The organism is Streptomyces gardneri, assembly GCF_006539185.1.
GTDB classification, from domain to species: Bacteria; Actinomycetota; Actinomycetes; order Streptomycetales; family Streptomycetaceae; genus Streptomyces; species Streptomyces gardneri.
Map to the genome: position 1 here is coordinate 14,446 of NZ_BJMN01000027.1, position 14,480 is coordinate 28,925.

Annotated in this window: 10 protein-coding genes and 3 tRNA genes; 6 read left to right on the plus strand and 7 right to left on the minus strand. The window is 70.5% G+C overall.

The features are described 5' to 3' along the window. Positions 1-8: 8 nt before the first annotated feature. Positions 9-554, minus strand: a complete 546-nt coding sequence (locus SGA01_RS20710) for a dihydrofolate reductase family protein (protein WP_141297939.1) — start codon at positions 552-554, stop codon at positions 9-11. 156 nt (positions 555-710) lie between these two features. On the opposite strand from SGA01_RS20710, the gene SGA01_RS20715 reads away from it, so the two are divergent. Further along, the gene (locus tag SGA01_RS20715; protein WP_141297940.1) at positions 711-1,616 is read left to right on the plus strand and encodes a LysR family transcriptional regulator; all 906 of its coding nucleotides are present in this window, start codon (positions 711-713) and stop codon (positions 1,614-1,616) included. A gap of 1,006 nt (positions 1,617-2,622) precedes the next feature. On the opposite strand, the gene SGA01_RS20720 is transcribed toward SGA01_RS20715, so the two are convergent. The 3 genes from SGA01_RS20720 to SGA01_RS20730 form a co-directional block, all read right to left on the minus strand. Further along, positions 2,623-2,699 (minus strand) — tRNA-Ile (locus tag SGA01_RS20720). Positions 2,700-2,864: 165 nt separating this feature from the next. Then, positions 2,865-2,937 (minus strand) — tRNA-Asn (locus SGA01_RS20725). Positions 2,938-2,942: 5 nt separating this feature from the next. Further along, positions 2,943-3,015 (minus strand) — tRNA-Asn (locus SGA01_RS20730). 135 nt (positions 3,016-3,150) lie between these two features. Between SGA01_RS20730 and SGA01_RS20735 the strand changes: the two genes are divergently transcribed. The 5 genes from SGA01_RS20735 to SGA01_RS20755 all read left to right on the plus strand — a co-directional run bounded on the left by SGA01_RS20735 (position 3,151) and on the right by SGA01_RS20755 (position 10,096). Then, positions 3,151-3,462 carry a YtxH domain-containing protein gene (locus SGA01_RS20735; RefSeq protein ID WP_141297941.1) on the plus strand — a complete coding sequence of 104 codons (312 nt, stop codon included), beginning with the start codon at positions 3,151-3,153 and terminating at the stop codon, positions 3,460-3,462. A gap of 49 nt (positions 3,463-3,511) precedes the next feature. Continuing rightward, positions 3,512-4,951, plus strand: coding sequence for an FGGY family carbohydrate kinase (locus SGA01_RS20740; RefSeq protein WP_141297942.1), 1,440 nt, complete (start codon positions 3,512-3,514; stop codon positions 4,949-4,951). Between the two features lie 101 nt (positions 4,952-5,052). Continuing rightward, positions 5,053-6,786 carry an ABC transporter ATP-binding protein gene (locus tag SGA01_RS20745; RefSeq protein ID WP_141297943.1) on the plus strand — a complete coding sequence of 578 codons (1,734 nt, stop codon included), beginning with the start codon at positions 5,053-5,055 and terminating at the stop codon, positions 6,784-6,786. Then, complete coding sequence (locus SGA01_RS20750; protein WP_141297944.1) at positions 6,786-8,726, plus strand: ABC transporter ATP-binding protein; 1,941 nt, start codon at positions 6,786-6,788, stop codon at positions 8,724-8,726. Before SGA01_RS20745 ends, SGA01_RS20750 begins: the two co-directional genes overlap by 1 nt. A 44-nt stretch (positions 8,727-8,770) precedes the next feature. Beyond that, positions 8,771-10,096, plus strand: coding sequence for a TerD family protein (locus tag SGA01_RS20755; RefSeq protein ID WP_229917539.1), 1,326 nt, complete (start codon positions 8,771-8,773; stop codon positions 10,094-10,096). Here the strand turns inward: SGA01_RS20755 and SGA01_RS20760 are convergent. The 3 genes from SGA01_RS20760 to SGA01_RS20770 all read right to left on the minus strand — a co-directional run bounded on the left by SGA01_RS20760 (position 10,093) and on the right by SGA01_RS20770 (position 14,401). Beyond that, positions 10,093-11,106 (minus strand): RNA polymerase sigma factor, encoded by a 1,014-nt coding sequence (locus SGA01_RS20760; RefSeq protein WP_174867400.1) that lies wholly within the window; start codon positions 11,104-11,106, stop codon positions 10,093-10,095. The genes SGA01_RS20755 and SGA01_RS20760 overlap by 4 nt on opposite strands. A 113-nt stretch (positions 11,107-11,219) precedes the next feature. Continuing rightward, complete coding sequence (gene dnaG, locus SGA01_RS20765) at positions 11,220-13,112, minus strand: DNA primase (RefSeq protein WP_141297945.1); 1,893 nt, start codon at positions 13,110-13,112, stop codon at positions 11,220-11,222. Between the two features lie 29 nt (positions 13,113-13,141). Beyond that, positions 13,142-14,401, minus strand: a complete 1,260-nt coding sequence (locus SGA01_RS20770; RefSeq protein ID WP_141297946.1) for an NAD(P)/FAD-dependent oxidoreductase — start codon at positions 14,399-14,401, stop codon at positions 13,142-13,144. Between the last annotated feature and the right edge of the window lie 79 nt (positions 14,402-14,480).

The following is a 14,480-nucleotide window of genomic DNA, read 5'->3' on the forward strand; positions in this document are numbered from 1 at the left end:
GCAGCGGGTCAGGCCGCCTTGGCCGGGCGGTAGTCGAGGACGATCGCGCCCGAGCTGAAGGACTGGGTACCCGCGAGCGTCCAGGTCTTCGGGGCGAGGCCGTCCATGAACAGGCGCTTGCCGGTGCCGACGGTCACCGGGTGGAGGAACAACTTGAGTTCGTCGACCATGTCGTGCTCGATCAGCGTGTTGACGAGCGTGGCGCTGCCGTAGACCAGAAGGTCGCCGCCCGGCTCGGCCTTGAGCTTGGCGACCTGTTCGACGACGTCGCCGTCGAGGATCGCGGCGTTCCAGGTCGCCGTCTGCAACGTGGTGGTGGCGACGTACTTGGGGATGTGGTTCATCCGCGCGGTGAACTCGTCCGACTCGTCGCGCGGGGCCCACGCCTTCGCGAAGCTCTCGTACGTCGCGCGTCCCAGCAGCAGGGCGCGGCTCGCGCGCAGTTGGCCGTTCTGGTACTTGGCGTGCTCGTCGTTCCAGAACGGGCCGGTCCAGGCGGGGTCCTCGACCACGCCGTCCATCGTGATGTACATGACCGCAACGACCTTGCTCATGCGGAAGTCTCCGTTTCGCAGCATGGGGGAATCCGCTCCGAGGCCCCGGGGGCCCTTCGGACGCGACCCCTTCAGCGTGCAAGATCGGCGCACGGCGCAACAAGACACGACCGAGCCACGCTACGTTGAGCACGATTAAACGACCAAGGGGTGGGCATGCTGGAACGGATCGAGCTCGAAGCGTTTCTCATACTCGCCGAGGAGCTGCACTTCGGACGCACCGCGGAACGCCTGCACGTCACGACCGGCCGGATCAGCCAGACCATCCGCAAACTCGAACGCCGTGTCGGCGGCCCGCTGTTCGAACGCAACAGCCGCAAGGTGACGCTGACCGCGCTTGGTGAGCATCTGCGCGACGACCTGCGCCCCGCGTACGACCAGATCGCCGCCGGGCTCGCACAGGCGGTCGAGACGACCCGCGGCGTGCGCATCAAGGGTGTGGTGCGCGTCGGCTTCTCCGGGGCGTGGTGCGGCAACCTGCTCGTCAAGGCCGCCGACCTGTTCCGCGTGCGCCATCCGGACAGCGTGGTGGAGATCCAGGAGATCCAGCTCCTCGACCCGCTCGGCCGCATGCGGGCCGGCGAAGTGGACCTGCAGCTCACCGAGTTCCCCATCGTCGAACCCGACATCGTGCAGGGTCCGCTGATGTTCGCCGAGCCGCGCGGACTGCTGGTGCCCGCAGGCCACCCCTTCGCAGCCAAGGACTCCGTCTCGATGGAAGACCTCGCCGACACGACGCTGGTCACGATCGCCTCGGAACACATCCCCGAATACTGGATGGACTACTACTTCCCGCGCAGAACCCCATCCGGCCGGCCCATCCCGCAGGGGCCGGCCACCCGCTTCTGGCCCGAGGTCCTGGTCCACGTCAGCATGGGCGTCGGCGTCAGCACGGTGGCAATGCGCGCCCAGGACTTCCACTCCCGCCCAGGCCTGGCCTTCGTCCCGCTGCACGACGCCCCACCGATCGACTACGGCTTCCTGTGGCCCCGCACCGGCCTGAACCCGGTCGCCTCGACCTACCTCGACATCGTCCACGAGCTCGCCACGCCCATCCGCTGACCGCTCCGTCGGCTGGCTCCGCGCCGACGGCAACCCCGAATTCGACCTCGACGCCCGGAACACCGGACGCGTTCGCGAGTGTCGGCTTTCCCTTCCTCAACGAATCGTGTCCGCCGGGTCGTCTCTGAACAGGGCGAACGCGATTGGTTGAGAAACGACAGGGGCGGGGCATGTCAAAGACGATCGCTGATCTGCCCTCTCGGGTCCATGCCGGCGCTGGCTCGTAGTTCACCGGTGCCGGCAGGTCCCGACCGGGGAACGCTCACTCGGCGGCCTGTTCCACCGCCAGGGCCAGATGCCCGAGTTCCTCGCACACGGCGTCGGTGGCGCGGGGGCGTGGTGAGTGAGGATGCGGGTGAACAGGTAGACCGCCTCGGCTGGGCGAACACATCGAGGCGGATGGCGGTGGCATCGTGGTGCCGGCCGGTCGCGCGGCGAGTGGTGACCAGGACCCGGCCGCCCGGCATGCGGTCCAGGAGCGGGCGGATGTCTCCGAGGTCCTCGACGTTGTCCCGTACGAGCAGCCATCCGTCATGGCCAGTGAGCCGGGCTACCGCGCGTTCGATCTGCAAGTCGGCTGTAACCCGACCAATCCGGGCTGCAGGGCCCGCGCCGGCGAGGCCATCCCCTCGTTGACGAGGGCGGCGAGTTCATTCAGCAGAAGACGCTCCACGTCCTGGTGACGGAGGGCGCCGGACAGCGGCTTCGGCGCCCTCGCCGGCATAGGTGCCGACCGCGCCGTCGGAGAGGAGGCCCGCCAGGCGACCGGGTGAGGGTCACACATATTCGGCGCGGTGTGCGGCGTGTCACATGCAGGAGCCGTGGGATCGCCGTGGGATCATCGTCGTGGCTCCACACCCAAGCTCCGCCTGAAACCCCAGGTCAAGAAGGTCGGGGCCCGGCGAGGCAGGCCAGGGCCGCTCGTTTCGCCGCACCGATGCGAGGCGATCGCCGCACGCGAAAGCGCCCCTCCCGGGGAGTTTTCGCAGGTCAGAACGTTTTTCTATGGTGGGGCGGGTGGGACTCGAACCCACGGCCGACGGATTATGAGTCCGCTGCTCTAACCGGCTGAGCTACCGCCCCGAACGGTGAGGCGCGTACATGTGTGCGCGCCGTCTGCCGCAGCATAGCCGCTCATACGATCTCCTGCTCCGGAAGATCGGCTCTGCTGACCATGAAGACCTCGCCCCGGGGCGCATGGTTCCCCGAGACGCGAAAAAGGACCCCGAAGGGTCCTCTTCCGTTCCGCTCCCCCGACTGGACTCGAACCAGTAACCCTCCGGTTAACAGCCGAATGCTCTGCCAATTGAGCTACAGGGGATCGCGCTCCCCCGACTGGACTCGAACCAGTAACCTGCCGGTTAACAGCCGGCTGCTCTGCCAATTGAGCTACAGGGGATTGCTGCGTTGCACCGAACGGACCCCGTCCGGCTGACCGGGAGGGCGCTCGCTCGCTGCGAGACATACATTAGCGCAAGCAGGGGGGTGCTCCGCCAATCGGTATCCCCAGGGCCTCCAGGGAAGGATCGCAGCCGTGCGGTACAAGCTGACGTTCGTCGTGGGTCTCGCCCTCGGTTACGTGATCGGCACGCGGGCCGGACGCGAGCGCTACGAGCAGATGAAGAAGTCCGCGAAGGAGTTGGCGCAGAACCCCGCCGTGCGCAACGCCGCCGAGTCGGCGGCCCAGACCGGGCGCCAGGTCGCGGGCAAGGCGATGCACGCCGTGGGCGACACGGTGGGCGACCGGCTGCCGTCCTCGGTGACCGACCGGGTGCACGCGCTGCGCAACCGCGGCCGGAGCAACGGCCGCGTCGAGGACGACGACTGGGGCACCAGCAACACCTGAGCCCCCGCAGAGCCCCGTCCGGGCCCCGCGTGCGGCAGAATCACATGTCATGGGGATAGTCGCCGGACTCGACAGTTCTGCCGGATTCACACGCATCGTCGTCTGTGACGCGGACACGGGTGCCGTACTGCGCCAGGGGTACGCCCCTCACCAGGGCGACCCGAAGGCCGCCGAGGTCGATCCGCAGACCTGGCTGCTCTCGCTCGGGGAGGCCGCCACCGGCGGGCTCCTGGAGGGCGTGCAGGCCATCGGCGTCTCCGCCCAGCAGCACGGGCTCGTGCCGCTGGACGCGCAGGGCGCCCTCGTGCGGCCCGCGCTCGTCGGCAACGACAAGCGGGCGCAGGTCGCCGCCGCCGATCTCGCCGAGTCGCTGGGCGGGCGCCAGGCGTGGGCCGAGGCCGTCGGCTGCGTGCCGGGCTCCGGGCAGCCGGTCGCCAAGCTGCGCTGGCTGGCCCGTACGGAACCGGAGAACGCCCAGCGGACCGCGCTGGTCCTGCAGCCGCACGACTGGCTGGTCTGGCAGCTCCTCGGCCGCCCCGCGCGGCGCACCACCGACCGCGGCGCCGCCTCCGGCACCGGCTACTGGTCGGCCCGCACCGGCGCGTACCGCCCCGATCTCGTGGAGCTCGCGCTCGGCCACCAGGCCGTGCTGCCCGAGGTCCTCGGCCCGGCCGAGGCCGCCGGCACCACCCCCGAGGGGCTCCTCATCTCCGCCGGCACGGGCGAGACGATGGCCGCCGCGCTCGGGCTGGGTCTCGGCCACGGCGACGCGGTCGTCTCGCTCGGCGCCTCCGGCTCCGTGATGGCCGTGCACCACGAGGCCCTCGCCGACCCGAGCGGCATGATCACCTCCTTCGCCGACGCCACCGGCATGCACCTGCCCGTCGTCCACACCTCGAACGCCGTACGGGCGCTGCGCGGCACCGCCGAGATGCTGGGCGTGGAGTCGCTCGACGAGCTGTCGGCGCTCGCGCTGAAGTCGACGCCCGGCGCCTCCGGGCTCGTCCTGCTGCCCTATCTGGAGGGCGAGCGGACCCCGAGCCTGCCGCACTCCGCGGGCACGCTCAGCGGGCTGCGGCGCGAGTCGATGAAGCCCGAGCACCTCGCGCGGGCCGCGTTCGAGGGGATGCTCTGCGCGCTCACCGACGCCATGGACGTCCTGCGCGGGCGGGGCGTCGAGGTGCGGCGGGTCTTCCTGCTCGGTGCGGCGGCCGCGCTGCCGGCCGTGCAGGCGCTCGCGCCCGCGCTGTTCGGCGCGCAGGTCGTCGTCCCCCAGCCTGCCGATTACGCGGCGCTCGGTGCGGCCCGGCAGGCCGCCTGGGCCCTCGGGGTCGCGCGGGGCACCCTCTCGCCGTCCGCTCCCCCGGCCTGGCAGGGGGCAGCGGCGCAGGTCCTGGAAGCCGGCGAAGAGCTGGCGGTGGGGCAGGCCGTGCGGCAGCAGTACGTGGCCACCCGGGAGCAGATCCATCCCGGGGCATTCGGTGCGTAGTTCAGGGTCCCAAACCCCCGCTTCGTAAAGTCTTCGCCAGACCTCGGGCCGCGCCCCTAAACCAAGTCGTCTCGCACAGGGGCGCGGGCGATAGTAGGTCAGTGCTCATAAGACTTCTCCGAACCCACCTGCGGCCCTACCGAAAACCCATCGCGCTGCTCGTCCTGCTCCAGTTCCTGCAGACCTGCGCGAGCCTCTACCTGCCGACCCTGAACGCCGACATCATCGACAACGGTGTCGTCAACGGGGACACCGGCTACATCCTGCGTTCCGGCGCGCTGATGGTCGGTGTCTCCGTCGTGCAGGTCGTGTGCAACATCGGCGCCGTCTACTACGGCGCGCGGACGGCGTCCGCCCTGGGCCGGGACGTCCGCGGCGCGATCTTCGACCGGGTGCAGTCCTTCTCCGCCCGGGAGCTCGGGCACTTCGGCGCGCCCTCGCTGATCACCCGTACGACCAATGACGTGCAGCAGGTCCAGATGCTCGTCCTGATGGCGTTCACCCTGATGGTCTCGGCGCCGATCATGTGTGTCGGCGGCATCGTGATGGCGCTCGGCCAGGACGTGCCGCTGTCGGCCGTGCTGCTCGCGGTGGTGCCGGTCCTCGGTGTCTCCGTGACCCTGATCGTGCGGAGGATGCGGCCGCTCTTCCGGACGATGCAGGAGCGCCTCGACACCGTGAACCGGGTGCTGCGCGAGCAGATCACCGGCAACCGCGTCATCCGCGCCTTCGTGAAGGACGGGTACGAGGAGGAGCGGTTCCGCAGGGCCAACGCCGATCTGACGGACGTGTCGATGGCGACCGGGCGGCTGATGGCGCTGATGTTCCCGGTCGTGATGACCGTCGTGAACGTCTCCAGCGTGGCCGTCGTCTGGTTCGGCGCGCACCGCATCGACAGCGGCGGGATGGAGATCGGCGCGCTGACCGCCTTCCTCGCCTATCTGATGCAGATCGTGATGTCCGTCATGATGGCCACCTTCATGTTCATGATGGTGCCGCGTGCCGAGGTGTGCGCCGAGCGCATCGAGGAGGTCCTCGCGACCGAGTCCAGCGTCGTGCCGCCGGCCGAGCCGGTGACGGAGCTCGACCGGCGCGGGCACCTGGAGGTCAGGAGCGCGGACTTCCGGTACCCGGGCGCAGAGGAGTCGGTCCTGAAGGACGTCGGGCTCGTCGCCCGGCCCGGGGAGACCACCGCGATCATCGGGTCCACCGGCAGCGGCAAGTCGACGCTCCTCGGGCTCGTCCCGCGGCTCTTCGACGCCACCGGCGGCGAGGTCCTCGTCGACGGCGTCGACGTGCGGAAGCTCGACCCCGTGCTGATGGCGAAGACCGTGAGCCTGGTGCCGCAGAAGCCGTACCTGTTCTCCGGGACGGTGGCGACGAACCTGCGGTACGGGAAGCCCGACGCGAGCGACGAGGAGCTCTGGCACGCCCTGGAGGTGGCCCAGGCCGCCGACTTCGTGCGCAAGCTGGAGAACGGCCTCAACGCCCCGATCGCGCAGGGCGGCACGAACGTCTCCGGCGGTCAGCGGCAGCGGCTCGCCATCGCGCGGACGCTGGTGCAGAAGCCGGAGATCTATCTCTTCGACGATTCGTTCTCGGCGCTCGACTACGAGACGGACGCCCTGCTGCGCGAGGCGCTCCGGCGGGAGACGGCGGACTCGACGGTGGTGATCGTCGCCCAGCGGGTGGCGACCATCCGGGACGCCGACCGGATCGTCGTCCTCGACGAGGGACGGGTCGTCGGCACGGGCCGGCACCGGGAGCTGATGGCGGAGAACAAGACGTACCGGGAGATCGTGCTCTCCCAGCTGACCGAGGCGGAGGCAGCCTGATGGCCGGTCCTGGCGGACGCATGATGGCCGGTGGCGGCCCCGACCAGCGGTCGATGGACTTCAAGAACTCGGGCAAGCGGCTGCTCGGGCAGCTGGCGCCCGAGCGCGCCACGCTCTGGGTGATGCTGCTCGCGGGCGTGCTGTCGGTGGCGGCCTCCGTGGTCGGGCCGAAGATCCTCGGCAAGGCGACCGACCTCGTCTTCGCGGGGGTCGTCGGGCGGCGGTTCGAGGGCGGCACGAAGGCGGAGGCGATCGAGCGGCTCCGCGCGGGGGGCGACTCCGGCATGGCCGACATGCTGTCCGGGGTCGACTTCACCCCCGGGCAGGGCATCGACTTCGGCGCGGTCGGCGAGGTCCTGCTCTGGGCCCTCGCGATCTACGTGGCGGCGGGCCTGCTGATGCTGGTCTCCACCCGCCTGTCGATCAAGGTGATCAACCGGACGGTCTTCCGCATGCGCGAGGACGTCCAGACGAAGCTGGCACGGCTGCCGCTGTCGTACTTCGACAAGGCGAAGCGCGGCGAGGTGCTGTCCCGGGCGACCAACGACATCGACAACATCTCGCAGACGCTCCAGCAGTCGATGGGCCAGCTGATCAACTCGCTGCTCACGATCGTCGGCGTCCTCGCGATGATGTTCTGGATCTCGCCGCTGCTCGCCCTGGTGGCGCTGGTGACGGTGCCGGTCTCGGTCTTCGTCGCGGCGAAGATCGGCAAGCGCTCGCAGCCGCACTTCGTGCAGCAGTGGAAGTCCACGGGCACGCTCAACGCGCACGTCGAGGAGATGTACACCGGGCACAACCTGGTGAAGGTCTTCGGCCGGCAGGAGGAGTCCGCGAAGGACTTCCGCGAGCAGAACGAGGCGCTGTACGAGGCCGGGTTCAAGGCGCAGTTCAACAGCGGTGTGATGCAGCCGGTGATGTTCTTCGTCTCGAACATCAACTACGTCCTGGTGGCCGTCGTCGGCGGTCTGCGGGTGGCGAGCGGCACGCTCTCCATCGGTGACGTGCAGGCCTTCATCCAGTACTCGCGCCAGTTCTCGATGCCGCTGACGCAGGTCGCGTCGATGGCGAACCTCGTGCAGTCGGGCGTGGCCTCGGCGGAGCGGATCTTCGAGCTCCTCGACGCGGAGGAGCAGGAGCCGGACGCGCCGAGGAACGAGGAGCCGCAGGACCTCGGGCCGACGGAGCTCAAGGGCAGGGTCGCCCTGGAGGACGTCTCCTTCCGCTACGAGGCCGACAAGCCGCTCATCGAGGACCTGTCGCTCTCGGTGGAGCCGGGCCAGACGGTCGCGATCGTCGGCCCGACGGGCGCCGGCAAGACGACCCTGGTGAACCTGCTGATGCGGTTCTACGAGGTCACGGGCGGCCGGATCACGCTGGACGGGACGGACATCGCGAAGATGTCCCGCGAGGACCTGCGGAAGGGCATCGGCATGGTCCTCCAGGACACCTGGCTCTTCGGCGGCACCATCGCGGACAACATCGCCTACGGCACCACGCGGAAGGTGAGCCGGGAGGAGATCGAGGAGGCGGCGCGGGCCGCGCACGTCGACCGGTTCGTCCGTACGCTCCCCGAGGGGTACGACACGGTCATCGACGACGACGGGGCCGGGGTCAGCGCGGGTGAGAAGCAGCTGATCACCATCGCCCGGGCGTTCCTGTCGGACCCGGTGATCCTGGTCCTCGACGAGGCCACCAGCTCGGTCGACACCCGCACCGAGGTGCTGATCCAGAAGGCGATGGCCCGACTGGCCCACGGGCGTACGTCGTTCGTCATCGCGCACCGGCTCTCCACGATCCGGGACGCGGACGTGATCCTGGTGATGGAGAGCGGCTCGATCGTCGAACAGGGCACGCACGAGGAGCTGTTGCTGTCCGGCGGGGCCTATGCCCGGCTGTACGCGGCGCAGTTCGCGCAGGCGGTCGCCGAGGTCGACTGACCCGGCTCCGACCGGGGTGTGACCCGTGCCGCAAGATATGCGGCATGGGTCACACAACCGAGAGTTCCTGGGTGCCTTCGGTCACCCTGTTGGTCGGCATCGGAAACGCGGACATAGCGGCGCTGCTGCTCGGCGCGGACGGCCGGGTCCGCGGAGACGCGGACATGGTCTTCGAGGGGCAGCCCGTTCACCCGTCCGGCGCGGTGAAGCACACGAAGAAGTCGCTGTCCCTCGCACTGCACGAGGTGGAGCCGGAGGTCCAGCGCATCGTGATCGCCGGTCCGGCGACCTCCGGCTCGCTGGCCGCGATGGCCCCGGACAGGGCGGTGGTCGTCGCCTGGCTGATCGCGCGTCCCGACGACGCGGAGGCCGTCGTGTACGGCGAGTTCTTCCGCGAGTCGGGCGGCTGGAAGTTCACCGGGATCGGCAAGGGGTACGCCTCCGGGCTCGCGGAGCTCGTCACGGCGTACGGGGTCGAGGTCGAGAAGGAAGTGGAGCAGCCGGTCGCGGTTCCTGCCAACGGGCCCGTCCCGCTGACCGGCGTGGCCAAGGCGCCGGGCCAGACGCCGAGTCGGTCACTGGCCCAGTCACCGTGGCAGGCACTCGCGGCCCCGAGCGCGCCCGCCCGAAAGGCCGGGGAAGCCGGCGGCACGCCCGCCCCGACGGCGTCGCCCGCCCCCACCACCGCCCCCGTCCCCACACCGTGGCCCGCCCCCACACCGTCGCCCGTCCCCACCGCGTACCCGCCCGTCGAGCGGCCGTACGAGCTCGTCGAGGGCTGGGAGTTCGGGCCGCTCTTCGAGCCCTTCACGGCCTCCGGCAAGGGCGGCGAGGTGGTCACCGTGGACGGCCGCGTCCCGCCCGGTCCCGTCCTGGTCGAGGCCGCGCACGAGGGCGAGGACTATTTCGGCGTCTTCTCGCTGAACAAGTTCAACAAGGACGACGACTACCTCTTCAACACCACCCTCCCGCACTTCACGGGGAGTTCGGTCATCCGGGCCCCCGGGGACCGCTCTCTGCGGCTGCGCGTCCATGCGAACAGCCGCAACCGCTGGGCCCTGCGCGTGAGCCCCGTCGCCTCCGCCCGACACCTGACGGGCACGCTGCGCGGGTACGGCCCCGAGGCCCTGCTGTTCACGGGCGGCGCGGCCGACCTCCGGGTGCACTTCGAAGGCAAGGAGGACGGCAGCGGGTACGCCGGTATGTGGTACCACGAGGTCGCCGGGCGCACGACGCTCCTGACCCACCCCACCCTGATCGTGAATGCCACCGGTCCGCTGGTGCACACCGTCCCGATCCCGCAGGGGCCGCTGCTGCTGCTCTTCAGTGCGGACGGGCCGTGGACGCTCACGGTGCGGGAGATCGGCTAGTCGAGGTAGCCGCGCAGCTGGTCCGCGTAGGCGTGGTCCCGCAGTTTACCGAGGGTCTTGGACTCGATCTGGCGGATGCGTTCGCGTGTCACGCCGAAGATGCGTCCTATCTCCTCCAGGGTGCGGGGCCTGCCGTCGTCGAGGCCGTAGCGGAGCTGGACGACCTTCCGTTCACGTTCGCCGAGGGTGGAGAGCACGTCCTCCAGGTGGCGGCGGAGCAGCAGGAAGGCCGCGGACTCGACGGGTGAGGCGGCGTCGCCGTCCTCGATGAGGTCGCCGAGGGCGACGTCGTCCTCCTCGCCGACGGGGGCGTGCAGGGAGACCGGTTCCTGGGCGAGGCGGAGGACCTCGCCGACCCGTTCGGGGGCCAGGTCGAGCTGGGCGGCGACCTCTTCCGCGGTGGGTTCGTAGCCGCGTTCCTGGAGCATGCGGCGCTGGACGCGGATGACCCGGTTGATGAGTTCGACGACGTGCACGGGGACGCGGATGGTCCGGGCCTGGTCGGCGAGGGCCCGGGACATGGCCTGGCGGATCCACCAGGTCGCGTACGTGGAGAACTTGTAGCCGCGCGCGTAGTCGAACTTCTCGACGGCCCGGATGAGGCCGAGGTTCCCCTCCTGGACGAGGTCGAGCATGGTGAGGCCGCGGCCGACGTACCGCTTGGCGACGGAGACGACGAGGCGGAGGTTGGCCTCGATGAGCTTGCGCTTGGCGATGCGGCCGAGGACGACGAGCCGGTCCAGGTCGCTCGCGAGGCGGCTGTCGAGGTCGGGGGTGGTGGTGAGTTTCTCCTCGGCGAAGAGTCCGGCCTCGACGCGCCGGGCCAGTTCGACCTCCTCCTCGGCGCTGAGGAGCGGGATGCGGCCGATCTCGCGGAGGTACTGGCGGAACAGGTCGGAGGAGGGTCCGTTGCCGCCGAGGTCGGCGCGGCGGCGCTGCGGCGGGACCTCCGGGACCTCGGGGAGTTCGGCCGGCTCGTCCTGTTCGGTGGTCTGGATCTCGGTCTGCACGGCGGGCGACCTCCAGGAGGGGCGGAACGACACCGTCATCCAGTGTGGGGTACGACACATCGCCGCCACGAGGGGCGTGCGGTGACTTTTTGAGTTCGGACCGTGACCGACGGTCAGAGTGCGTCGGCGCCGTTGTTCCGCAGGGACTGGCCGTACTGGGTGAGCACCCACAGTTCGTTCTGCACGGCCGCGAGCTGTTCCGGGTCGCCGTGGGCGCCGAGCCGGGCCAGGGTGCCCTGGACGTCGCGGATGCGGCGGTCGACGGCGCGGAGCCGGACCTGGACGAGCTGGGCGCCTGCGTAGACCTCGTCGATCGTCTTGGCGAAGATCGTCTCGACGGCGAGTTCGGTGACGAGGGCCCGGACGGTGTCGTTGGGGGCGGCCTCGCGGACGGTGTCGAGGTAGTCGGAGGGCGCGCCGGTGGCACCGCCGGCGTCCTGGACGCACTGGCGGACGGCCGCGTAGGGCGGGGCGGTGAACTCGTCGATGCCGTACGCGTCGAAGGCCGGCGAGACCAGTTCGGGGCGCTGGAGGGCGAGCTTGAGGAGCTCGCGCTCGGTGCGGTGGGCGGGGCTGCGCAGGTTGAGCGCGGGCCCGGAGGGTGCGGCCTGCGGGGCCGGGGTGTCGTAGCCGCGCTGCCCGGGCTGCTGCTGCGCGGGGCCCTTGCCGCCGCGGTCGCGCGCCCAGCGGGCGAGCTGGGCGACGCGCTTGACGACGAACTGGGTGTCGAGGATGCCGAGCATGCCGGCGAGCTGGACGGCGACCTCGTGCTGGGCGCCGATGTTCTTGATGCGGGCGACGACGGGGGCGGCCTCGTCGAGTGCGGCGGCGCGGCCGGCCGGGGTCTCCAGGTCGTACCGCTTCACGATCTGGCGGAGCGCGAACTCGAAGAGCGGGGTGCGGGGCTCGGCGAGTTCGGCGACGGCCGCGTCGCCCTTGGCGAGCCGCAGGTCGCAGGGGTCCATGCCGTCGGGGGCGATGGCGATGTACGTCTCGGCGGCGAACTTCTGGTCGTCCTCGAAGGCGCGCAGGGCGGCCTTCTGGCCTGCGGCGTCGCCGTCGAAGGTGAAGATGACGCGGGCCGAGCCGTTGTCCATCAGGAGGCGGCGGAGGATCTTGATGTGGTCGCCGCCGAAGGCGGTGCCGCAGGTGGCGATGGCGGTGGTGACGCCGGCGAGGTGGCAGGCCATGACGTCGGTGTAGCCCTCGACGACGACGGCCCGGCTGACCTTCGCGATGTCCTTCTTGGCCAGGTCGATGCCGTAGAGCACCTGGGACTTCTTGTAGATCGGCGTCTCGGGCGTGTTGAGGTACTTGGGGCCGTTGTCGTCGTCGCGGAGCTTGCGCGCGCCGAAGCCGACGACGTCGCCGCCGACGTCCCTGATGGGCCACATGAGGCGGCCGCGGAAGCGGTCGATGGGGCCGCGGCGGCCGTCCTGGGAGAGGCCGGAGACGATCAGTTCCTTGTCGGAGAAGCCCTTGCCGCGCAGGAAGCGGGTGAGGTGGTCCCAGCCGGCCGGCGAGTAGCCGACGCCGAAGTGGGCGGCGGCGGCCTGGTCGAAGCCGCGCTCGGCGAGGAACTTGCGGCCGATCTCGGCCTCGGGCGAGTCGAGTTGGTCGATGTAGAACTGGGTGGCGACCTTGTGCGCCTCGACGAGGCGGATGCGCTCCCCGCGCTGGTGGCCGGGGTTGTAGCCGCCTTCCTCGTACCGCAGGGTGATGCCCGCCTTCGCGGCGAGGCGCTCGACCGTCTCCGAGAAGGAGAGGTGGTCGATCTTCATCACGAAGGCGATGGTGTCGCCGCCCTCCTGGCAGCCGAAGCAGTGGAACAGTCCCTTGCTGGGGCTGACCTGGAAGGAGGGCGACTTCTCGTCGTGGAAGGGGCAGAGACCTTTGAGGTTTCCGCCGCCCGCGTTGCGCAGCTGGAGGTACTCGGACACGACGGCGTCGATCGGGACCGCGTCCCGTACCGCCTTCACGTCGTCATCGTTGATCCTGCCTGCCACGCATGAAGTCTACGGGTGGGCGGAGGTGATCAGATCAGGTTCTCCAGGGGTACGGAGGGGTCGGCGAGGGCCTCGGGGTCCACGGCCGCCCGGGAACGGATGAGCTGCTGGATCGGCTCTGTGACGTCCCACACATTCACGTTCATGCCCGCGAGGACCCGGCCCTCCTTCAGCCAGAAGGCGATGAACTCGCGCTTGCCGGTGTCGCCGCGGACCACGACCTGGTCGTACGTGCCCGGGGGCGCCCAGCCGGAGTACTCCATGCCCAGCTCGTACTGGTCGGAGAAGAAGTAGGGCACCCGGTCGTAGGAGACGAGCTGCCCGAGCATGGCGCGGGCGGCGGCCGGGCCGCCGTTGAGGGCGTTGGCCCAGTGCTCGACGCGGAGCCGGGTGTGGAGCGATGGGTGGTGGGCGGCGGCCACGTCCCCCGCGGCGTAGATGTCGGGGTCGGAGGTGCGCAGCGACTCGTCGACGGCGATGCCGCCGCCGTCGGCCCGGTCGACGAGGGCGAGCCCGGAGTTCTCGGCGAGGGCGGTACGGGGCGCGGCGCCGATCGCGGCGAGCACGGCGTGCGCGGGGTGCTCCTCGCCGTCGTCGGTGCGGACGGCGAGGACCATGCCGTCCTGGCCGACGATCTCGGTGAGCTTCACGCCGAAGTGGAAGCGGACGCCGTGGTCGCTGTGGAGGTCGGCGAAGAGCTGGCCGAGCTCGGGGCCGAGGACGCGGTGGAGCGGGGTGGGCTCGTACTCGACGACGGTGACCTCGGCGCCGTAGCCGCGGGCCGCGGCGGCGACCTCCAGGCCGATCCAGCCGGCGCCGGCGATCACCAGGTGGCCGTTGTCCCGGCCGAGGGCGGCGAGGACCTGGCGGAGCCGGTCGGCGTGGGCGAGCCGGCGCAGGTGGTGGACGCCGGCGAGCTCGGTGCCGGGGACGTCGAGGCGGCGCGGCTCGGCGCCGGTGGCGAGGAGCAGCTTGTCGTAGCGGATGACGGTGCCGTCGCCGAGGCGGACCGTGCGGGCCTCGCGGTCGACGGCGGTGACGGCCTGGCCGAGGTGGAGCTCGATGTCGTGCGCCGCGTACCAGGCGGCCTCGTGGACGAAGACCGAGTCCCGCTCCTTGGCGCCGGTGAGGTAGCCCTTGGAGAGGGGTGGGCGCTCGTAGGGGTGGTCGCGCTCGTCGCCGATGAGGATCACCCGGCCGTTGAACCCCTCGGAGCGCAGTGTCTCCGCCGCCTTGGCCCCTGCCAGTCCTCCGCCCACGATGACAAAGGTCTGATCTGCGTCGACCACGTCGATTCCTCCTCGTTGCGACCGGTTCCAACCTACGCCCCCGGGCGTTCGTCCGGCCGTACCGCCTCGGGGCGTGCAT